Annotated in this window: 17 protein-coding genes and 1 pseudogene; 16 read left to right on the top strand and 2 right to left on the bottom strand. The window is 75.0% G+C overall.

The genetic code is table 11. The features are described from left to right. Window positions 1-16: 16 nt before the first annotated feature. Window positions 17-577: an elongation factor P gene (efp, locus tag DMP17_RS33710; protein ID WP_073574689.1), complete on the top strand. Its 561-nt coding sequence runs from the start codon at window positions 17-19 to the stop codon at window positions 575-577. A 1-nt stretch (window position 578) separates the two neighbouring features. Next, complete coding sequence (nusB, locus tag DMP17_RS33705; protein WP_100877619.1) at window positions 579-998, top strand: transcription antitermination factor NusB; 420 nt, start codon at window positions 579-581, stop codon at window positions 996-998. 107 nt (window positions 999-1105) lie between these two features. On the opposite strand, the gene bldD is transcribed toward nusB, so the two are convergent. Next, window positions 1106-1597: a transcriptional regulator BldD gene (bldD, locus tag DMP17_RS33700; protein WP_020625790.1), complete on the bottom strand. Its 492-nt coding sequence runs from the start codon at window positions 1595-1597 to the stop codon at window positions 1106-1108. A 582-nt stretch (window positions 1598-2179) separates the two neighbouring features. Between bldD and pyrR the strand changes: the two genes are divergently transcribed. The 10 genes and pseudogenes from pyrR to coaBC all read left to right on the top strand — a co-directional run bounded on the left by pyrR (window position 2180) and on the right by coaBC (window position 13916). Further along, a complete protein-coding gene (pyrR, locus tag DMP17_RS33695; protein WP_062395627.1) occupies window positions 2180-2773 on the top strand; it encodes a bifunctional pyr operon transcriptional regulator/uracil phosphoribosyltransferase PyrR in 594 nt (197 codons plus the stop codon). Then, window positions 2770-3714 (top strand): aspartate carbamoyltransferase catalytic subunit, encoded by a 945-nt coding sequence (locus DMP17_RS33690; RefSeq protein WP_337831645.1) that lies wholly within the window; start codon window positions 2770-2772, stop codon window positions 3712-3714. Before pyrR ends, DMP17_RS33690 begins: the two co-directional genes overlap by 4 nt. Continuing rightward, the gene (locus DMP17_RS33685) at window positions 3711-5003 is read left to right on the top strand and encodes a dihydroorotase (protein WP_226364991.1); all 1293 of its coding nucleotides are present in this window, start codon (window positions 3711-3713) and stop codon (window positions 5001-5003) included. The genes DMP17_RS33690 and DMP17_RS33685 overlap by 4 nt, the downstream gene beginning before the upstream one ends. Then, window positions 5000-6094, top strand: a pseudogene (gene carA / locus DMP17_RS33680) (glutamine-hydrolyzing carbamoyl-phosphate synthase small subunit); the annotation flags it as partial. The gene DMP17_RS33685 and the pseudogene carA, both read left to right, overlap by 4 nt. A gap of 698 nt (window positions 6095-6792) precedes the next feature. Next, window positions 6793-10104 carry a carbamoyl-phosphate synthase large subunit gene (carB, locus tag DMP17_RS33675; protein WP_226364992.1) on the top strand — a complete coding sequence of 1104 codons (3312 nt, stop codon included), beginning with the start codon at window positions 6793-6795 and terminating at the stop codon, window positions 10102-10104. Next, window positions 10101-10934 carry an orotidine-5'-phosphate decarboxylase gene (pyrF, locus tag DMP17_RS33670; RefSeq protein WP_226357334.1) on the top strand — a complete coding sequence of 278 codons (834 nt, stop codon included), beginning with the start codon at window positions 10101-10103 and terminating at the stop codon, window positions 10932-10934. Before carB ends, pyrF begins: the two co-directional genes overlap by 4 nt. Before the next feature lie 508 nt (window positions 10935-11442). Then, entirely contained in the window at window positions 11443-11757 is a 315-nt protein-coding gene (gene mihF, locus DMP17_RS33665; RefSeq protein ID WP_226357333.1) for an integration host factor, actinobacterial type, read from the top strand. Between the two features lie 12 nt (window positions 11758-11769). Beyond that, window positions 11770-12381: a guanylate kinase gene (gene gmk, locus DMP17_RS33660; RefSeq protein WP_443217934.1), complete on the top strand. Its 612-nt coding sequence runs from the start codon at window positions 11770-11772 to the stop codon at window positions 12379-12381. Between the two features lie 38 nt (window positions 12382-12419). Further along, window positions 12420-12689: a DNA-directed RNA polymerase subunit omega gene (gene rpoZ / locus DMP17_RS33655; RefSeq protein WP_020627644.1), complete on the top strand. Its 270-nt coding sequence runs from the start codon at window positions 12420-12422 to the stop codon at window positions 12687-12689. Between the two features lie 9 nt (window positions 12690-12698). Then, complete coding sequence (gene coaBC / locus DMP17_RS33650; RefSeq protein WP_226357332.1) at window positions 12699-13916, top strand: bifunctional phosphopantothenoylcysteine decarboxylase/phosphopantothenate--cysteine ligase CoaBC; 1218 nt, start codon at window positions 12699-12701, stop codon at window positions 13914-13916. 75 nt (window positions 13917-13991) lie between these two features. Here coaBC and DMP17_RS33645 read toward each other — a convergent pair whose 3' ends face one another. Beyond that, complete coding sequence (locus DMP17_RS33645; RefSeq protein ID WP_337831644.1) at window positions 13992-14534, bottom strand: SH3 domain-containing protein; 543 nt, start codon at window positions 14532-14534, stop codon at window positions 13992-13994. A 347-nt stretch (window positions 14535-14881) separates the two neighbouring features. On the opposite strand from DMP17_RS33645, the gene metK reads away from it, so the two are divergent. The 4 genes from metK to fmt all read left to right on the top strand — a co-directional run bounded on the left by metK (window position 14882) and on the right by fmt (window position 19868). Beyond that, a complete protein-coding gene (gene metK, locus DMP17_RS33640) occupies window positions 14882-16084 on the top strand; it encodes a methionine adenosyltransferase (RefSeq protein WP_226357330.1) in 1203 nt (400 codons plus the stop codon). Window positions 16085-16181: 97 nt separating this feature from the next. Beyond that, window positions 16182-18287: a primosomal protein N' gene (locus DMP17_RS33635; protein WP_337831643.1), complete on the top strand. Its 2106-nt coding sequence runs from the start codon at window positions 16182-16184 to the stop codon at window positions 18285-18287. A 103-nt stretch (window positions 18288-18390) separates the two neighbouring features. Further along, window positions 18391-18939, top strand: coding sequence for a peptide deformylase (def, locus tag DMP17_RS33630; protein WP_062403164.1), 549 nt, complete (start codon window positions 18391-18393; stop codon window positions 18937-18939). Further along, window positions 18936-19868 (top strand): methionyl-tRNA formyltransferase, encoded by a 933-nt coding sequence (gene fmt, locus DMP17_RS33625; RefSeq protein WP_337831642.1) that lies wholly within the window; start codon window positions 18936-18938, stop codon window positions 19866-19868. Before def ends, fmt begins: the two co-directional genes overlap by 4 nt. Window positions 19869-20884 lie beyond the last annotated feature (1016 nt).

Genomic DNA, 20884 nt, shown 5'->3' with positions numbered 1-20884 from the left:
GCAGGAGAGCGCGCACGTGGCGACCACGAACGACCTGAAGAACGGCCTGGTCCTGAACATCGAGGGCCAGCTGTGGACCGTGACGGCGTTCCAGCACGTCAAGCCCGGCAAGGGCGGTGCGTTCGTTCGCACCACGCTGAAGAACGTGATGTCCGGGAAGGTCGTGGACCGGACCTTCAACGCGGGCACCAAGGTCGACACCGCGACGGTGGACCGCCGCGACATGACCTACCTGTACCGCGAGGGCACCGACTTCGTCTTCATGGACGGCGACACCTTCGACCAGATCCCGATCCCGGAGAAGGCCGTCGGCGACGCCGCGCGCTACCTGCTGGAGAACGCCTCCGCCCAGGTGTCGCTGCACGAGGGGGAGCCGCTGTTCATCGAGCTCCCGACCTCGGTCGAGCTGGTCATCTCCCACACCGACCCGGGCCTGCAGGGTGACCGCTCCACCGGCGGCACCAAGCCCGCGACCCTGGAGACCGGCGCCGAGATCCAGGTGCCGCTGTTCCTGGAGAGCGGCACCAAGGTCAAGGTCGACACCCGGGACGGCCGTTACCTCGGCCGCGTGAGCTGAGGTGCGCGCACGCACCAAGGCCCGTAAACGGGCACTGGACATCCTCTTCGAGGCCGAGGCACGCGGTGAGGACGCTCTGTCCGTGCTCACCGCGCGCCGCGAGACCGACGACGCGCCGCCCGTGCAGGACTACGCGGCGCGGCTCGTCGAGGGCGTCGCCACCCACCGGGACCGGATCGACCAGCTGATCGCCGAGCACGCCGAGGGCTGGGACGTCGACCGGATGCCCGCGGTCGACCGCGGCCTGCTGCGGCTCGGGATCTACGAGCTGCTGTGGGTCGACGACGTCGACGACCCGGTCGCGATCACCGAGGCCGTCGAGCTGGCCCGGACGCTGTCGACCGACGACTCCCCGCGCTACGTCAACGGAGTGCTCGGGCAGATCTCCGACATCGCCGAGCACCTGCGCGCGACCCTCTGACCAGGGCCTGAACGCACGAAGGGCGGTGGCCGGGGGACTGTGCAGACCCCGGCCACCGCCCGACCGGTCGCGTCACCCTTCCCCTGGGACGCGGCCGGTGGAACAGATCATCCCACGTGCTGCCCGGGACGCGCCTCGGGCGGGAGCACTCCCCAGTCGATGAGCTGGTCGGTCAGCTCGCCGGGGGACATGTCGTAGATGATCGCGAGCGAACGCAGGTCCTCGGCGCGGATCGAGAGCACCTTGCCGTTGTAGTCGCCGCGCTGGCTCTGGATGGCCGCGGCGTAGCGGGCCAGCGGCCCGACCTTGTCCGCGGGGAGCTGCTGCAGCCGCTCCAGGTTGATCACGATCTTCGTCGCGGGCTCGCTGCCGGAGGGGATGCGGCCCTCGGGGAGCAGCTCGGCCACCGGGACGCCGTAGAAGTCGGCCAGCTCGGCCAGCTTCTGCACGGTGACCGCACGGTCCCCGCGCTCGTAGGAGCCCACGACGACCGCCTTCCAGCGTCCGCCCGACTTCTGCTCGACGCCGTGCAGGGAGAGCCCCTGTTGCTGCCTGATCGCCCGGAGCTTGCCCCCGAGCGCCTTGGCGTAGTCGCCCATCGATCTCCTCGTTCCTGACGGTCCGTACCGGTGTGGCCGGACCGGCCGGTCACCGGCGGTGCACCGGTCCGTTGTCGCGCCTGCCGCGTCGTCGCCCCTGTGGGTGGTCCCGTTCGGGGCGGCAGCTCCGGCGGTGGCCGGCGTCCCGACCGTCCCGCGCGTCGCGGCGCTGCTGCACGCGTGCTGATTGATACGGAGAGTAATCCTCCGGGTCCGGTCCGGCACCGTCAAGTTCGACCCCCTGCTCGGGGGGTTGACGAGCGGTTTCCCACACGAACGGGGCAGTCCACGTCCCTCGTCAGCGGTAGCGCAGGGTGTGGGTCGGCGATCCCACCACCCGCCCCTGTGGGTGCGCATGGGCAGAATCGGGTATCGCAAGATGTCGCACCGGTCCGCGGTCGACCATCGCGCATCGTGACGGGAACGTGACCTCGAACGAGTGACGCCGCTGTGGCGCGGCTCGCGGTGTGACCCGCTGCGGCGGGCCCGCGCGGACACCCGCCGGGTTGCTAGGTTGGCGCACAGCTCTTGCACGACCGTCCTTTAAGACCCGTCCGGTGAGGCGGGGAAGGAGACCACCTCGTGGCGCAGAACCGCCGCGGGGACGCCGACGCGCAGCAGCCCGCACGGGAACTGCTGTCCGCCGCCGACGTCACCCGCACCGTCGCGCGCATCGCGCACCAGATCATCGAGAAGACCGCCTTCAGCGCCGAGAACCCCGACGGGCTCGTGCTCCTGGGCGTCCCCACCCGCGGCGTGCACCTGGCCCACCGGCTCGCCGCCGCGATCACCGACTTCGCCGGGGCCGCACCGGCCGTCGGCTCGGTCGACGCCACCCTCTACCGCGACGACCTGCGCCGCGGCCCGGCCCGCGCGCTGGAGTCCACCGCGGTGCCCGAGGGCGGGGTCGACGACCGGCTCGTCGTGCTCGTCGACGACGTCCTCATGTCCGGGCGCACCACCCGCGCCGCGCTCGACGCCCTGCGCGACGAGGGCCGCCCGCGCGCGGTGCAGCTCGCCGTGCTGATCGACCGCGGCCACCGGGAGCTCCCGATCCGCGCCGACTACGTCGGCAAGAACGTCCCGACGTCGCGCTCGGAGCAGATCCTGGTCTCGCTGACCGAGATCGACGGCAGCGACGGCGTCTGGATCACCCAGGGAGAGGGGGACAGGTGAGACACCTGCTCTCGGTCGCCGACCTCGACGCCGCCGGGGCCACCGCGCTGCTCGACACCTCCGACCGGCTGCGCGAGGCGCTGCTCGGCCGCGAGGTGCGCAAGCTGCCGACGCTGCGCGGCCGCACGGTCATCACGATGTTCTACGAGAACTCCACCCGCACCCGGGTGTCGTTCGAGATCGCCGGCAAGTGGATGAGCGCCGACACCGTGAACGTGTCCGCCTCCGGCTCATCGGTCTCCAAGGGGGAGTCGCTGCGCGACACCGCGCTGACCCTGTCCTCGATGGGCGCGGACTGCGTGGTCGTGCGCCACCCCGCCTCGGGGTCGGCGCACCGGCTCGCGCACTGGGTGGACGCCGACCGCGAGGTCACCGGCACCCCCACCGCGATCGTCAACGCCGGCGACGGCACCCACGAGCACCCCACCCAGGCGCTGCTCGACGCCGCGACCCTGCGCGACCGGCTCGGCGGCATCGCCGGGCGCCGGATCGGGATCGTCGGCGACGTCCTGCACTCCCGGGTCGCCCGGTCCAACGTGCTGCTGCTCGCGACCCTCGGCGCCGAGGTCGTGCTCGTCGCGCCGCCGACGCTGCTGCCCACCGGCGTCGAGTCCTGGCCGTGCCGGGTGTCCCACGAGCTGGACGCCGAGCTGCCCGCGCTCGACGCGGTCATGATGCTGCGCGTGCAGTCCGAGCGGATGCACGGCGGCTTCTTCCCCTCCGCGCGCGAGTACGCGGTGCGCTTCGGGCTGTCCGAGGACCGCGCGAGGCTCCTGCCCGACCACGCGGTCGTCCTGCACCCCGGCCCGATGATCCGCGGCATGGAGATCGCCCCCGCGGTCGCCGACGCCCCCAACGCCGCCGTCCTGGCCCAGGTCCGCAACGGCGTGCACGTGCGGATGGCCGTCCTCTACCACCTTCTCGCCGGAGCTCCCGAATGACCGACCTGCTGATCCGCAACACCCGGCCCTACGGCGGGGACCCGGTCGACGTGCTCGTCGCCGACGGCGTCGTCGCCACCATCGGCACCGGCCTGACCGCGCCCGAGGGCGCCGAGACCCTCGACGCCGACGGCGCCGTGCTGCTGCCCGGCTTCGTCGACCTGCACGTGCACCTGCGCGAGCCCGGCGGCGAGGAGTCCGAGACCATCGAGACCGGCAGCCGGGCTGCGGCGCTCGGCGGGTTCACCGCCGTGTTCGCGATGCCGAACACCACCCCGGTCGCCGACTCCGACGTCGTCGTCGAGCACGTGCGCCGGCGCGGCGAGGAGATCGGGCTGGTCGACGTGCACCCGGTCGGTGCGGTCACCGTCGGCCTCGGCGGCGAGAAGCTCGCCGAGCTCGGCACGATGGCCGCCTCCCGCGCCGCGGTGCGGATGTTCTCCGACGACGGCCGCTGCGTGAACGACCCGCTGATCATGCGCCGCGCGCTGGAGTACGCCTCCGCGCTCGACGTCGTCATCGCCCAGCACGCCGAGGACCACCGCCTCACCGGCGGCGCCCAGGCGCACGAGGGCGCCGTCGCCGCGCGCCTCGGGCTCGCCGGGTGGCCCGCCACCGCGGAGGAGACGATCGTCGCCCGCGACTGCGCGCTGGCCCGCGAGGCCGGCGCGCGGCTGCACGTCTGCCACATCTCCACCGCCCGCACGATCGACGTGCTGCGCGCCGCCAAGGCCCAGGGCGTGCGGGTGTCGGCCGAGGTCACCCCGCACCACCTGCTGCTCACCGACTCCCGGCTGACCGGCTACGACCCGGTGAACAAGGTCAATCCGCCGCTGCGCACCGCCGACGACACCCGCGCGATGCGCGAGGCGCTGGCCGAGGGCGTGATCGACGTCGTCGCGACCGACCACGCCCCGCACGCCGCGCAGTACAAGGACACCGAGTGGCAGGCCGCGAAGCCGGGCATGCTGGGCCTGCAGACCGCCCTGTCGGTGCTGGTCGAGACGATGGTGGAGCCGGGCCTGCTGGACTGGCACGGCGTCGCGCGGGTGCTGTCGGAGCGCCCCGCGGAGATCGGGAACCTGCCCGACCAGGGCCGTCCGATCGCGGAGGGGGAGCCGGCGACGTTCGCGCTGGTCGACCCGGACGGGGTCTGGACGGTCCGCGGTGCGGAGCTGGCGAGCAAGGCGGCGAACACGCCGTACGAGGGAATGCGACTGCCCGGAACGGTGGTCGCGACGGTGCTGCGGGGACGCATCACCGCGCAGGACGGGAAGGTTGTGCAGTGACCGCGCTACTGGTGCTCGAGGACGGGCGGATCTTCCGCGGACAGGCGTACGGCGCCACCGGGGAGACGCTCGGTGAGGCCGTGTTCACCACCGGCATGACCGGCTACCAGGAGACCCTGACCGACCCGTCGTACCACCGCCAGATCGTGCTGCAGACCGCACCGCAGATCGGCAACACGGGCTGGAACGACGAGGACGACGAGTCGCGGGCGATCCAGGTCGCCGGCTACGTCGTGCGCGACCCCGCCCGGCGGGCGTCGAACTGGCGGGCCACCGGCTCGCTGGAGGACGCGCTGCGGGCCCAGGGGGTCGTCGGGATCGCCGGGATCGACACCCGCGCCGCGGTGCGCCACCTGCGCGAGCAGGGCGCCATGCGTGCCGGGATCTTCTCCGGCCCCGCCCTCGCCGCCGACGACGAGCTGGTCGAGCGGGTCAAGCAGTCCCCGCAGATGGAGGGCGCCGACCTCTACGGCGCCGTCACCACCGCCGAGACCTACGTGGTGCCCGCGGTGGGGGAGCGGCGCTTCGTCGTCGCCGCCCTGGACGTCGGCATCAAGTTCAACACCCCGCGGATGATGGCCGCCCGCGGCATCGAGGTGCACGTCCTGCCCGCGTCGAGCACCATCGAGACCGTCGAGTCGCTGCGCCCGGACGGCTTCTTCCTGGCCAACGGCCCGGGTGACCCGGCCACCGCCGACGGCCCGGTCGCGCTCGCCCGGCAGGTCCTGGAGCGGCGCATCCCGCTGTTCGGGATCTGCTTCGGCAACCAGATCCTCGGCCGCGCGCTCGGCCGGTCCACCTACAAGCTGCGCTACGGCCATCGGGGCATCAACATCCCGGTCGTCGAGCACGCCACCGGGCGGATCGCGATCACCTCGCAGAACCACGGCTTCGCGGTGTCCGGCGAGGCGGGCGAGGAGTTCGACACCCCCTACGGCCGCGCGCAGATCACCCACACCTGCCCCAACGACGGCTGCGTCGAGGGCATGGCCGGGCTCGACTTCCCGGCATTCTCCGTGCAGTACCACCCGGAGGCCGCCGCGGGCCCGCACGACGCGTCGGACCTGTTCGACCGCTTCGTGGCGCTCATGACCGAGTACCCGGTCGGCTACGCCGGTGTCGCCGGGCAGCGGCCCGGGGGCACCGCGCCCGCGCCGTACCCGCGGCCCGAGGACGAGGCCCGTTCCGAGGCCCCCGAGCCCGGGTCCGAGGCCCGGCCCGGGTCCGGGACCGGGGCGGCGCCCGCGCCGGCGATGACCGCCCAGCCCGACCCGGCCACGCCGCCGTCGGCGACCGCGGCCCCGTCGGTCGACCTGCGGCCCACCGCGCCCTCGCCGACCCCGGCCCCGGCCGCGGGCGGGTTCGAGCCGGGCAGCCCGGAGGGCCCGCACACCGGGGCCGACGCCGGACCGGACGCCGCCGACGAGCACACCACCCGGCTGCCCGTCACCCCGCCGGCCGGGACCCCGGCCACCGGCCGCGACGAGATCGAGCCGCCCACCAGCCGGATGCCCGCCGTGGGCCGCCCCGGCACCCCGGACCCGCTGACGGCGCCGTTCTCCGACATCGAGGACGCGCTGCGCCGCGACGGCGGTACGCCCGCCCACCCGGGCGCCACCGCCGACCCGGACGCCGAGGGCACCCCGGCGGAGCCGGCACCGGGCGGCGACCCGGTGTCCGGCCGCGCCCGGCCCGTCGACGACCGCCCGTGGCCGCCACCGCCCACCGGATCCCCATCCACCCCGCAGCACCCGGACCGGCACGACCAGGCCCGGCAGGAGGACCACTGATGCCCCGCCGCGACGACATCGACCACGTCATGGTGATCGGCTCCGGGCCGATCGTCATCGGTCAGGCCTGCGAGTTCGACTACTCCGGCACCCAGGCGTGCCGGGTGCTGCAGGCCGAGGGCATCCGGGTCTCGCTGGTCAACTCCAACCCGGCGACGATCATGACCGACCCGGAGTTCGCCGACGCCACCTACGTCGAGCCGATCACCCCGGAGTTCGTCGAGAAGGTCATCATCGCCGAGCGCGACAACGGCACCCCGGTCACCGCGATGCTCGCGACCCTGGGCGGGCAGACCGCGCTCAACACCGCGATCGCGCTGCACGAGAACGGTGCCCTGGAGCGCCACGGCGTCGAGCTGATCGGCGCCGACGTCGACGCCATCGAGCGCGGCGAGGACCGGCTCAAGTTCAAGGACATCGTGATCGGGGTCGGCGGTGACGTCCCCCGCTCCCGGGTCTGCCACTCCATGGAGGAGGTCCGCTCCGCCGCCGACGAGCTGGGCCTGCCCGTGGTCATCCGGCCGTCGTTCACCATGGGTGGGCTCGGCTCGGGCATGGCGCACTCGGCGCAGGACCTGGAGCGCCTCGCCGGCGCCGGGCTCGCCGCCTCCCCGGTCACCGAGGTCCTCATCGAGGAGTCGGTGCTCGGCTGGAAGGAGTACGAGCTGGAGCTCATGCGCGACCACCACGACAACGTGGTCGTCATCTGCTCCATCGAGAACATCGACCCGATGGGCGTGCACACCGGTGACTCGATCACCGTCGCCCCGGCGATGACCCTGACCGACCGCGAGTACCAGCACATGCGCGACGTCGGCATCGCCGTGCTGCGCGCGGTCGGTGTCGACACCGGCGGCTGCAACATCCAGTTCGCGATCCACCCCGAGACCGGGCGCCTGGTCGTGATCGAGATGAACCCGCGCGTCTCGCGGTCCTCCGCGCTGGCGTCGAAGGCCACCGGCTTCCCGATCGCCAAGATCGCCGCGAAGCTGGCCGTCGGCTACACCCTCGACGAGATCCGCAACGACATCACCGGCGAGACCATCGCCGCGTTCGAGCCGTCGCTGGACTACGTCGCGGTCAAGATCCCGCGGTTCGCGTTCGAGAAGTTCCCGGGCGCCGACCCCGAGCTGACGACGACCATGAAGTCCGTCGGCGAGGCGATGGCGCTGGGCCGTTCGTTCCCGGAGGCGCTGGGCAAGGCGCTGCGCTCGATGGAGCGGGCCCGGGCCGGCTTCTGGACCGCCCCGGACCCCGAGGGCGAGCCGGAGTACACCGTCCCGGTCGACGGCCGCATCTACGAGGTCGAGCGCGCGCTGCGCTGCGGCCAGTCGGTCGACGACGTCGCCAAGACCTCCGGCATCGACCCCTGGTTCGTCGACCAGATCGCGCTGCTGGGGGAGATCCGCGCCGAGCTCGAGGCCGCGCCCGTCCTCGACGCCGACCTGCTGCGCCGGGCCAAGCGCTACGGCCTGTCCGACCGTCAGCTCGCCGCGGTGCGCCCCGAGTTCGCCGGCGAGGACGGCGTGCGCACCCTGCGCCACCGCCTCGGCATCCGGCCGGTCTACAAGACCGTCGACACCTGCGCCGCCGAGTTCGCGGCGAGGACGCCGTACCACTACTCGGCCTACGAGACCGACCCCTCGGCCGAGTCGGAGATCGCCCCGCAGACCGAGAAGCCGAAGGTCCTGATCCTCGGCTCCGGCCCGAACCGCATCGGGCAGGGCATCGAGTTCGACTACTCCTGCGTGCACGCGGTCATGGCGCTGCGCGCCGCCGGGTTCGAGACCGTCATGGTCAACTGCAACCCGGAGACGGTGTCCACCGACTACGACACCGCCGACCGCCTCTACTTCGAGCCGCTGACCTTTGAGGACGTCCTGGAGGTCGTGCACGCCGAGCAGGCCTCCGGCACCGTCGCGGGCGTCATCGTGCAGCTCGGCGGGCAGACCCCGCTGGGGCTCGCGCAGCGCCTCACCGACGCCGGGGTGCCCGTCGTCGGGACCTCCGCGGCCGCGATCGACCTGGCCGAGGACCGCGGCGCGTTCGGCGAGGTCCTGCGCAAGGCCGGCCTGCCCGCCCCGGAGTTCGGCATGGCGACCTCCTTCGAGCAGGCCCGGGGGATCGCGACCCGGATCGGCTACCCGGTGCTCGTGCGGCCGTCCTACGTGCTCGGCGGGCGCGGCATGGAGATCGTCTACGACGAGGCGACCCTCGCCGGCTACATCGCCCGCGCCACCACCATCTCCCCGGACCGCCCGGTGCTGGTCGACAAGTTCCTCGACGACGCCATCGAGATCGACGTCGACGCCCTGTGCGACGGCGAGGAGATCTACCTCGGCGGCGTGATGGAGCACATCGAGGAGGCCGGGGTCCACTCCGGGGACTCCTCCTGCACCCTGCCTCCGATCACGCTGGGCTCGTCGGTGCTGGCGAAGGTCCGCGAGGCCACCGCCGCCATCGCGCACGGCGTCGGCGTGCGCGGGCTGCTCAACGTCCAGTACGCCCTGCACGGCGACGTGCTCTACGTGCTGGAGGCCAACCCGCGGGCGTCGCGGACGGTGCCGTTCGTGTCCAAGGCGACGTCGGTGCCGCTGGCCAAGGCCGCCGCCCGGATCATGCTCGGCGCCACCATCGCCGACCTGCGCGGCGAGGGCCTGCTCCCGGCCACCGGCGACGGCGGCGCGCTGCCCGCCGACTCCCCGGTCGCGGTCAAGGAGGCGGTGCTGCCGTTCAACCGGTTCCGCAACACCGCGGGCCAGGGCGTCGACCCGCTGCTCGGCCCGGAGATGAAGTCCACCGGCGAGGTCATGGGCTTCGACTCCGCCTTCGGCCCGGCGTTCGCCAAGTCGCAGGCCGCCGCCTACGGGTCGCTGCCGACCTCGGGCACGGTGTTCGTGTCCATCGCCGACCGCGACAAGCGGGCGATGGTGTTCCCGATCCGCCGCCTGGCCGACATGGGCTTCCAGGTCCTCGCCACCGAGGGCACCGCGGAGATGCTGCGCCGCAACGGGATCGACGTCACCGTGGTGCGCAAGCACAGCGAGGGCTCCGGACCGGAGACCCCGACGATCGTCGACACCATCCTCGCCGGGGACGTCGACCTGATCGTCAACACCCCGGTCGGGAACCCCGGTCCGCGCGTCGACGGCTACGAGATCCGCGCCGCCGCGGTGTCGCGCGGGGTGCCGTGCATCACCACGGTGCAGGGGACCGCGGCCGCGGTGCAGGGCATCGAGGCGCTCGCCTCGGGCGGGCTCGGCGTGCGGTCGCTGCAGCAGGCGCACGCGGCGCTGAAGGCGAAGGCGTGAGCTTCGCCGCCCGGCTCGACGGGGCCGTCGCCGCCCACGGGCCGCTGTGCGTCGGGATCGACCCGCACCCGGCGCTGCTGGCGGCCTGGGACCTCACCGACGACGCCGACGGCCTCGCCGCGTTCGCCGACCGCTGCCACGCGGCGTTCGCCGGGGCGGTATCGGTGGTGAAGCCGCAGGCGGCGTTCTTCGAGCGGCACGGCTCGGCGGGCGTCGCGGTGCTGGAGCGGCTGCTCGCCGGGTTCGCGGGCTCGGGCACGCTGACCCTGCTCGACGCCAAGCGCGGCGACATCGGCTCCACCATGGACGGCTACGCCGACGCCTACCTGCGCGTCGGCGCGCCGCTCGGGGCGGACGCGCTCACGCTGTCGCCCTACCTGGGGTTCGGGTCGCTGGAGCCGGCGCTGACCGCCGCCGACGAGGCCGGGCGCGGGGTGTTCGTGCTGGCCCGCACGTCCAACCCGGACGGTGCCGCGGTGCAGTGCGCCACGACGGCGGACGGGGTGAGCGTCGCCCAGCGGATGGTCGACGACGCCGCCGCCCGCAACGCCGGTGCGCGGCCCCGCGGCGCGGTGGGGGTCGTCGTCGGCGGCACCCACGAGCACGGCCTGGACCTGACCGCGCTGAACGGCCCGGTGCTGGTGCCCGGGCTCGGTGCCCAGGGCGCGAGCCCGGCCGACGTGGTGTCGCGGTTCGCGGGCACCGCGGGCCCGGTCCTGCCGGTGTCGGCGCGCGGTGTGCTGGCGGCCGGCCCCGACGCCGTCGCCCTGCGGGACGCGGCGCACCTGCTCGGGGAGGAGCTGGCCGCCACGGCCGCCGGGTCGCACTGAGCGGCCGCCGGGCCGGGTGATCGTCTCCCGTGAGGGGTCGGTGCCGGATCCGGCACCGGACCCCTCACGCGTCGCGATCATGGAGTCCGGGCGACGCGGGCCCGGTGGCGGCCCGGCTGCGCCGGACGCGCGCCGGGCGGTCCGCTCCACCCGCCGGACGCCCCCGGGCGCACCGGGACGTCGATCGGGCGCGTCCGGCGGCGGGCCGGCTGCCCCGTCCGGCGGGCAGCACTGCGCCGACCCGCCGTACGGGGGAGCCGGATGGCACCCCTGTCGTGGTTCGAACAGGGTGCCGTTGATCACCTCCTGATGGCCGAAACCGGAGGTGGGACCCCCATTGACGCTTCCGTGGAGGTCGTGGGTACGTTCGAATGACGACGCCGGGGACGTCCCCCGGACGGGTCGGTGCGACCCACCACCCGATCGCTGACGCGACACCCCGGCGCGAGCCGGGATCACGGCGGCGAGAACGACGAGAACGACACAGGAAAGTACGGAGGAACCAACCGTGGCCCTTCCCCAGCTGACCGAGGAACAGCGCGCCGCAGCGCTGGAGAAGGCCGCGGCCGCGCGCCGGATTCGGGCCGAGCTGAAGGACCGCCTCAAGCGCGGCGGCACCACCCTCGAGGAGGTGCTGAAGAAGGCCGAGACCGACGAGGTCCTCGGCAAGATGAAGGTCTCGGCGCTGCTCGAGGCCCTGCCGAACGTCGGCAAGGTCCGCGCCCAGCAGATCATGGAGGAGCTGGAGATCGCGACCAGCCGCCGTCTGCGTGGCCTGGGCGACCGTCAGCGCAAGGCGCTGCTCGAGCGCTACCCGAGCTGATCCGGGCGTCCCGTGACCGACACCTCCTCCGTCATGTCCTCCGGCCGGACCGGCCCCGCCCGCGGGCGGCTGCTCGTGCTGGCCGGGCCCTCCGGGGTGGGCAAGAGCAGCGTGGTCGCGGGACTGCGCGAGGCGCTGCCGGAGCTGCTGTTCAGCGTGTCCGCCACGACCCGGCCCGCGCGGCCGGGCGAGGTGGACGGCCGTGACTACCGCTTCGTGTCCCGCGAGGAGTTCGACGCGCTCATCGAGCGCGGCGAGCTCCTCGAGTGGGCCGAGGTGCACGGCGGCCTGCAGCGCTCCGGCACGCCCCGGGTGCCCGTCGAGCAGGCCCTCGACCGGGGCCGTCCGGTCCTGGTCGAGGTCGACCTGCAGGGCGCCCGGTCCGTCAAACGGGTCCTGCCCGAGGCCGTCACCGTCTTCGTCGCGCCGCCGTCGATGGAGGAGCTGGCCCGCCGGCTCACCGACCGCGGCACCGACACCCCCGAGCAGCGCGAGCGCCGGCTGCGGACCGCCATCGAGGAGATGGACGCCCAGGGGGAGTTCGACGAGGTGGTCGTCAACGACGACCTGCAGGCCGTGATCGGCCGGTTGGTAGCATTGGCGGTCGACCGCGGCGCCGTCTGAGCGCCCCAGGTCCCCCTCGTTCTTCAGGAGTCCACCACGTGAGCACGCCCACCGGCACCTCCACCGCCCCCGAGGGCATCACCTACCCGCCGATCGACGACCTGCTCGGCCAGGTCAGCTCGAAGTACGCGCTGGTCATCTACGCGGCCAAGCGCGCCCGGCAGATCAACGACTACTACTCCCAGCTCGGTGAGGGCCTGCTCGAGTACGTCGGCCCGCTCGTCGAGCCGGGCCCGCGCGAGAAGCCGCTGTCGATCGCGATGCGCGAGATCCAGGCGGGGATGCTCGAGCACACCGAGGGCGAGTAAGACCTCTCGATGGCTCCTCCCGAGGTGCTCCTCGGCGTCTCCGGCGGCATCGCCGCCTACAAGAGCGCCGAGGTGCTGCGTCGCCTGACCGAGTCCGGCCATGCGGTGCGGGTGATCCCCACCGAGTCCGCGCTGCGGTTCGTCGGGGCCGCGACGTTCGAGGCCCTGTCCGGCCGGCCTGTCGCCACCGGGGTGTTCCACGACGTCCACGAGGTGCCGCACGTCGCCCTGGGCAAGGGCGCGGACCTCGTCGTCGTCGCCCCGGCGACCGCGGACCTCATGGCCCGCCTCGCGCACGGCCGCTCCGACGACCTGCTGACCGCCGCGCTGCTGACCGCCCGGTGCCCGGTGGTGCTGGCGCCCGCGATGCACACCGAGATGTGGGAGCACCCCGCGACGGTCGACAACGTCGCCCTGCTCCGCGCCCGCGGCACCGTGGTGATCGAGCCCGCCGCGGGCCGGCTGACCGGCGCGGACACCGGCAAGGGCCGGCTGCCCGACCCGGCCGAGATCGTCGACCTGGCCCGGCTGCTGCTGGAGCGCCCGGACGCGCTGCCGCGCGACCTGGAGGGCCGCCACGTGGTCGTCAGCGCCGGCGGGACCCGGGAGAACCTCGACCCGGTCCGGTTCCTCGGCAACCGGTCCTCGGGCCGGCAGGGCTGGGCGCTGGCCCGGGTCGCCGCCCAGCGCGGCGCGCGGGTGACGCTCGTCGCCGGGCACACCGCGGACCTCGGCGCCCCGGCCGGGGTGGACGTGGTCGCCGCGGGGACCGCCGTCGCCATGGAGGCCGCCGTCCGCGGTGCCGCCGCCGACGCGGACGCCGTGGTGATGGCCGCCGCCGTCGCGGACTTCCGCCCGGTCGACACCGCCGCCGACAAGATCAAGCGCGGCGACGCGGAGCCGGCGCCGCTGCGGCTGACCCAGAACCCCGACATCCTCGCCGGGCTCGTGGCCGACCCGCCGCGGCCGGACCAGGTCGTGGTCGGGTTCGCCGCCGAGACCGGCGACGCCGACGGCGACGTGCTCCACCACGGCCGCGCCAAGCTCGCCCGCAAGGGCTGCGACCTGCTGGTGGTGAACGCGGTCGGCGACGGCAAGGCCTTCGAGACCACGGACAACGCCGGCTGGCTGCTCGCCCGCGACGGCGGCGAGGACGAGCTGCCGTTCGGCTCCAAGGCGCTGCTCGCCTCCCGCATCTGGGACGCGGTCACCCCGCGCCTGCGCTGAGCATCCCCGCACACACGACGACGGGCCCGCACCGGAGAGCTCCCGGTGCGGGCCCGTCGTCGTGTGCGACCGGACTCAGTCCTCGTCGAAGAAGGAGCTGCGGGTCGGCGCCGCCTCGTCGGAGGAGGAGTCGGACCCCTCGCCCGACCCCTCACCCGACGTGGACGGCGTGGCCGACGAGGTCGACCGCGGCGCGGACGAGGACGGCGTCGCCGAGGAGGTCGAGCGCGGGCTCGCGGTCGACGGCGTCGCCGACGACGTGGACGGCGACGAGGTCGACGGGGCCGACCGCTCGGTGCTGCTCGGGGTCAGCGAGTCCTCCGAGGACCCGGAGCGCTCGGCGCCGGAGGTCGAGACGTACCGGGTCATCGCCCAGCCGCCGTACTCGGGGAGCTCGACGAACCCGTCCCGGGTCTCCCCGGTCGAGGTGGACTCACCCCGCTCGCACACGCCGACGATCGGCGCGTCGGCCTCGGGCTCGGAGCGGACGTTGACGCTCTGGGTGCAGGTGCCGGTACCGGCGGCCGACGCGGTGCCGGCGATGATCCCGGTGGTGGTGACGCCGGCCACGGCCAGTGCGCCGAGGACGGCTGCGACGCGTCGCGAGTTCGGCTTCATGGTGGAACAACCTCCGTGCCGCCGGGGCCGGGGAGGCCACCGTGCGGATCCGTTCGTGGGCGACCCCGCGGGGCGTGCGAGGTGTTGTCCCGCCCAACGAGCCGACGCCCGTTCGATTCGTGAGCGGAGGGTCAATCACCCCATCCGGCGACACTGGGTAGCGTCATTTCGGCGCGCCGTCACGCTCCGTGTGTGAGTTCCGTCGTGGGTACTCCCGTACGGGCGGCTGGTCTGGACTACTCTGCATGCCGAGGGGCGCTCGCGATCATGGTCGTGCGTCCGAGCGAGCGTGACGGGGTCGTCGCGCCGGAGCGGAGAACGTTTCCAACGGGATGGAGAAACTGCGCGTGTCAACCACGAGCCGTCGCCTGTTCACCAGCGAGTCGGTCACCGAGGGCCACCCCGACAAGATCTGTGACGCGGTCAGCGACACCATCCTCGACGCGATGCTCGCGCAGGACCCGAGCAGCCGGGTGGCCGTCGAGACCCTGGTGACCACCGGCCAGGTGCACGTCGCCGGTGAGGTCACCACCAACGCCTACGTCGAGATCCCGCAGCTGGTCCGGGACAAGATCCTCGAGATCGGCTACGACTCCTCCGCCAAGGGCTTCGACGGCGCCTCCTGCGGCGTCAACGTCGCGATCGGTGCGCAGTCGCCCGACATCGCCCAGGGCGTCGACACCGCCTACGAGAAGCGCGTCGAGTCCGCCGAGGACGAGATCGCCAAGCAGGGCGCCGGCGACCAGGGCCTGATGTTCGGCTACGCCTGCGAGGACACCCCCGAGCTGATGCCGCTGCCGATCGCGCTGGCGCACCGCCTGTCGCGCCGGCTGACCGAGGTCCGCAAGAACGGCACGCTGCCCTACCTGCGCCCGGACGGGAAGACCCAGGTCACCATCGAGTACGACGGCGACAAGCCGGTCCGCCTCGACACCGTGGTCCTGTCCTCGCAGCACGCCGCGGACGTCGACCTCGACGGCATGCTGGCCCCCGACATCCTCAAGCACGTCGTCACCCCCGAGGTGGAGGCGCTGGGCTGGGACCCGTCGCAGCCGCGGCTACTGGTCAACCCGACCGGCCGCTTCGTGCTCGGCGGCCCGATGGGTGACGCGGGCCTCACCGGCCGCAAGATCATCGTCGACACCTACGGCGGCATGGCCCGCCACGGTGGCGGCGCCTTCTCCGGCAAGGACCCGTCGAAGGTCGACCGCTCCGCGGCGTACGCCATGCGGTGGGTCGCCAAGAACGCCGTCGCCGCCGGGCTCGCCGGGCGGATCGAGGTCCAGGTCGCCTACGCGATCGGCAAGGCCGCCCCGGTCGGGCTGTTCGTGGAGACCTTCGGCACGGAGAACGTCGACCCGGCGCGGATCCAGGCCGCCATCGAGGAGGTCTTCGACCTGCGCCCGGCCGCGATCATCCGCGACCTGAAGCTGCTGCGCCCGATCTACGGCCCGACCGCCGCGTACGGCCACTTCGGCCGCACCGACGTCGAGCTGCCGTGGGAGGACACCTCCCGCGCCGACGCCCTGAAGTCGGTCGCCGGCGGCTGAGCGCCGAGCACGTGCCCCGTGGCCGTCGACCACCCCGTGCGGTCGGCGGCCACGGGCGTCTCCGGGGGGCGTCGGTGCCGCGTGGTAGACCCTCGGCGTGAGCTCTCCGCGTACGGCCCCGGCGGCCCGCGCCCGCCGCCCGGGGCGCGACCGGGGGCAGTGGCAGCCCGCTCCGGCCCGTCCGGTCGCGCGGGTGCTGGTCGACGTCGCGCTGCCGCACCTGGACCGGACCTTCGACTACCGCGTCCCGACCCACCTCGACGGCGCCGCCGTCCCCGGCGTGCGGGTGCGGGTGCGCTTCGCCGGCCGGCTGGTCGACGGCTTCCTGCTGGAACGCTCCGACGACACCGCCCACGCCGGGAAGCTCGCCTGGGTCGACAAGGTCGTCTCGCCCGAACCGGTGCTCACCGCCGAGGTGGCCGGGCTGGCCCGGGCCGTCGCCGACCGCTACGCCGGGGTGATGGCCGACGTCCTGCGGCTCGCGGTACCCGCCCGGCACGCCCGCGTCGAGTCCGAGACCCCCCGCGAGCGCGACACGCCCGGCCCGGCCCCGGTGGACCGCGCCGGCTGGGAGGCCTACCCGCGCGGCGGGGCGTTCCTCGACGCGCTGGCGGGCGGGCGCGCCGCACACGCCGTCTGGCAGGCGCTGCCGGGGGAGGAGTGGGCGGCCCGGCTGGCCGAGGCCGCCGTCGCCACCCGGGCTGCGGGCCGCTCGGCGCTGCTCGTCGTGCCCGACCAGCGCGACGTCGCCCGGCTGCACGCGGCCTGTGCGGCGCTGCTCGGCGAGGACGGTGTGGTGGCCCTGACCGCGGAGCTCGGGCCCGCCGAGCGCTACCGGCGCTGGCTGGCGGTGCGGCGGGGGAGCGTGCGGGTCGTCGTCGGCACCCGGTCCGCGGCGTTCGCCCCGCTCGGCGAGCTCGGCCTGCTGGCCGTGTGGGACGACGGCGACGACTCCCACTCCGAGCCCCGCGCCCCCTACCCGCAGGTCCGCGACGTGCTGCTGCTGCGCGCGCACCGCGAGGGCGCCGCGCTGCTGCTCGCGGGGTTCGCCCGGACCGCCGAGGCGCAGGTGCTCGTCGAGACCCGCTGGGCGAGTCCCATCGCGGCCGACCGTGCCGGGGTGCGCGCCCGGATGCCGCGGGTCACCGCGATCGGGGAGACCGACACCCAGCTCGTGCGTGACCCGGCCGCCCGCGCGGCCCGCGTCCCGGGCGTCGCGTTCGAGGCCGCCCGCGCCGCGCTGACCGCCGGGCGCCCGGTGCTGGTGCAGGTGCCGCGGTCGGGATACCTGCCGTTCCTGGCGTGCGCGTCCTGCCGCGACGCCGCCCGCTGCCGGCACTGCGCGGGGCCGCTGGGCCTGCCGCGCTCCGGCGCGGGGTCGGAGGGTGCGCTGCCCGCCTGCCGCTGGTGCGGCCGCGCCGAGCCGGCGTTCCGCTGCGGGCACTGCGGGTCGCGACGGCTGCGGGCCGGGGTGGTCGGCGCCGGTCGCACCGCCGAGGAGCTCGGCCGCGCGTTCCCCGGCGTCACCGTGCGGACCTCCGGCGGGGGCGCCGAGGTCCTCGACACCGTCCCGGCCGGGCCCGCGCTGGTCGTCGCCACCCCGGGGGCGGAGCCGGTCGTCGACGGCGGCGGCGGGGCGGGCTACGGCGCCGCGCTGCTGCTCGACGGCTGGGCGATGCTCGCCCGGCCCGACCTGCGCGTCGCCGAGGAGACGCTGCGCCGCTGGTTCGCCGCGGCCGCCGGGGTCGTGCCGCACACCGACGGCGGACGGGTCGTCGTCGTCGCCGAGGCGTCGGTGCCGACGGTGCAGGCGCTGGTGCGGTGGGACCCGGCCGGGCACGCCGAGGCCGAGCTCGCCGAACGCGCCGAGGTGGGGTTCCCGCCCGCGATCCGGATGGCCTCGGTGGAGGGGCCGCCCGCCGCCGTCGCCGAGATCTGCGACGCGGTGCTCGGCACCGGGCGCGTCGACCCGTCCCCGCCCGAGGGGGTGGAGCTGCTCGGACCGGTCGAGATCGACCCGCCGGACCGGCCCGGGACCGGTCACGGTGCCGCCGAGGAGGTCCGCGAGCGCGCGCTGCTGCGGGTCCCGCGCCGCGCCGGGCGCGACCTGGCCCGCGCCCTGCACGACGCGCAGGCCCTGCGCACCGCCCGCAAGGCCCCCGAGACCGTCCGGGTCCGGCTCGACCCCGACGAGATCGACTGAGCGGTGCGCCGCGTCACCGCCGTGACACCCGACGGGACCGGCGGTGCCGCAGTGGCACAATGGAGCGCTGATCACCGCACTCGTCCGCCGTGAGGGGAAGCCCGTGCCCATCCAGCCCGTCCGGCTGTTCGGCGACCCGGTCCTGCGCACCCGCGCCACCGAGGTCACCGACTTCGACGCGGAGCTGCGCAAGCTCGTCAGCGACCTGACCGACACCATGCACGACGAGGGCGGCGCCGGCCTGGCCGCGCCGCAGATCGGCGTCGGCAAGCGGGTGTTCGTCTACGACTGCGACGGTTTCTCCGGGCACCTGGTCAACCCGACCTGGGAGGCCGTCGGCGAGGACGAGCAGTTCGGCATGGAGGGCTGCCTGTCCATCCCCGGGCTCGGCTGGGACTGCCGGCGCAAGCTGCACGTCGTCGCGCGGGGCTGGGACATGCACGGCGAGCCGCAGGTGGTCGAGGGCTCCGAGCTGCTGGCGCGGGCCATCCAGCACGAGACCGACCACCTCGACGGCGTGCTGTTCGTCGACCGGCTCGACGCCGAGACCCGCAAGCTCGCGATGCGCGAGATCCGGGAGGCCGCCTGGTTCGGCGAGCCCGAGCCGGTGGTCAAGGCGAGCCCGCACCCCATGTTCGGCAAGGCTCGATGAGGCTGCTGTTCGCCGGCACCCCCGACCCGGCGGTGCCGTCGCTGCGGGCGCTGCTGGAGCACCCCGGCCACGAGGTCGTCGCGGTGCTGACCCGCCCGGACGCCCCCGCCGGGCGCGGCCGCAGGCTCACCCGCTCCCCGGTCGGCGAGCTCGCCGACGCTGCGGGGATCCCGGTGCTGACCCCCGCGAAGCCGTCGGACCCGGAGTTCCTCGACACGCTGCGCGCGCTCGCCCCGGACTGCGCACCGGTCGTCGCCTACGGGGCGCTGCTGCCCCGCCCGGTGCTGGACGTGCCCGTCCACGGCTGGGTCAACCTGCACTTCTCGCTGCTGCCCGCCTGGCGGGGCGCGGCGCCGGTGCAGTCCGCGATCCGGCACGGCGACGACGTCACCGGTGCCACCACGTTCCGGCTCGAGGAGGGCATGGACACCGGGCCCACCTACGGCCTGGTCACCGAGACCGTCGGCGCGACCGACACCGCGGGCGACCTGCTGGGCAGGCTCGCCGAGTCCGGTGCCCGGCTGCTCGCCGCGACCCTGGACGGCATCGCCGACGGCACGCTGGCCGCCGTCCCGCAGCCCGCCGAGGGGGTCTCGCTCGCGCCGAAGGTCACGACCGCCGACGCCCGCGCCGACTTCACCACCCCGGCCGCCGCGCTGGACCGGCTGATCCGCTCGGTCACCCCCGAGCCCGGCGCGTGGTGCGGGTTCCGCGACGACCGCCTCGGCCTCGGCCCGGTCCGCCCGCTGCGCACCGGCGAGGTCGAGCTCGCGCCGGGCGAGCTGCGGGTCGAGCGCCGCCGGGTGCTGGCCGGGACCGCGACCGTCCCGGTCGAGCTGGGCGAGGTGAAGCCGAAGGGCAAGCGGTTCATGCCCGCGCCGGACTGGGCCCGCGGCGCCCGGATCGACGGCGTCGAGTACCTGGGCTGACCGCCGCCACCCGCCCCGGTCCGGCGCACCGACCTCCCGACACCACACCGACTTCCGACATCCCGGACCTTCCGACATCCCGGACGACGGCCGGCCCCCGGCCACGGCGGACCCCGCCGAGGAGACCACGTGAGCGAGCAGGACCCCCGACCCGACCGCGACCGGCCCGACCGGTCCGACCGCCCCGAGCGGCGCACCGGCGACGACCGGCACCGCGGTGGCGACAGGCCGGGCGGTGACCGGTCGGGCGGTGACCGGGCCCGCGGGGACCGGTCGCGCGACGACCGCGGCCCGCGCACCGGGTCCGGCTGGGGCGGCGGCCCGGGGTCCGGCGACCGGCGCGGCGGGTCCGGCTCCGGTGGCTCGGGTGGCTCCGGGGAGCGCCGTGGCGGTGGGTGGCGCGACTCCGACCGGCCCAGCCACTCCCGCTCCGGCGGCGACGTGGCCCGCCCGCGCGACGGCGGGGACCGGTCGCGCGACGACCGTCCCCGCGGCGACCGCCCGTTCCGGGGCCGCGACGACCGGCCGCGGGGCGACGACCGCGCCCGCGGCGGGGACCGCTCCCGGGACGACCGCCCGCGCGGCGGCGACCGGGGACGCGACGACCGTCCCCGTGGGGACCGGCCGTACCGGGACCGTGACGACCGCTCCCGTGACGACCGCCCGCGCGGCGACCGCCCCGGCGGCGACCGTGCCCGTGGCGACCGGCCCCGCCCCGACCGCCGTGACGACCGCCCGCGCGACGACCGCCCCCGCGGTGACCGCCCCGCCGGCGACCGTCCGCGGTACGACCGTGACGACCGCCCGCGTGACGACCGGCCCCGGGGCGACCGACCCCAGGGCGACCGACCCCAGGGCGACCGCGCCCGCGGCGACCGTCCCCGCAGCGACCGTCCCGGCGGTGACCGCCCGCAGGGCGACCGTCCCCGCCCCGACCGCGGCGACGACCGCCGTGGCGGGCGCGACGACCGTGGGGACCGGGGCGGCGACCGCGGCCCCCGCCGCGAGCGCACCTC

This window comes from Pseudonocardia sp. TMWB2A, from assembly GCF_017312135.1.
Note: the sequence above shows the minus strand (reverse complement) of the source record. Positions and strands in the feature narration are given on the sequence as shown.

Coding starts and splice junctions, on each gene's coding strand:
- DMP17_RS33685 (WP_226364991.1), top strand. CDS start 3,711: ATGACCGACCTGCTGATCCGCAACACCCGGCCCTACGGCGGGGACCCG.
- fmt (WP_337831642.1), top strand. CDS start 18,936: ATGAGGCTGCTGTTCGCCGGCACCCCCGACCCGGCGGTGCCGTCGCTG.
- bldD (WP_020625790.1), bottom strand. CDS start 1,597: ATGGGCGACTACGCCAAGGCGCTCGGGGGCAAGCTCCGGGCGATCAGG.
- carB (WP_226364992.1), top strand. CDS start 6,793: ATGCCCCGCCGCGACGACATCGACCACGTCATGGTGATCGGCTCCGGG.
- coaBC (WP_226357332.1), top strand. CDS start 12,699: ATGGCTCCTCCCGAGGTGCTCCTCGGCGTCTCCGGCGGCATCGCCGCC.
- DMP17_RS33645 (WP_337831644.1), bottom strand. CDS start 14,534: ATGAAGCCGAACTCGCGACGCGTCGCAGCCGTCCTCGGCGCACTGGCC.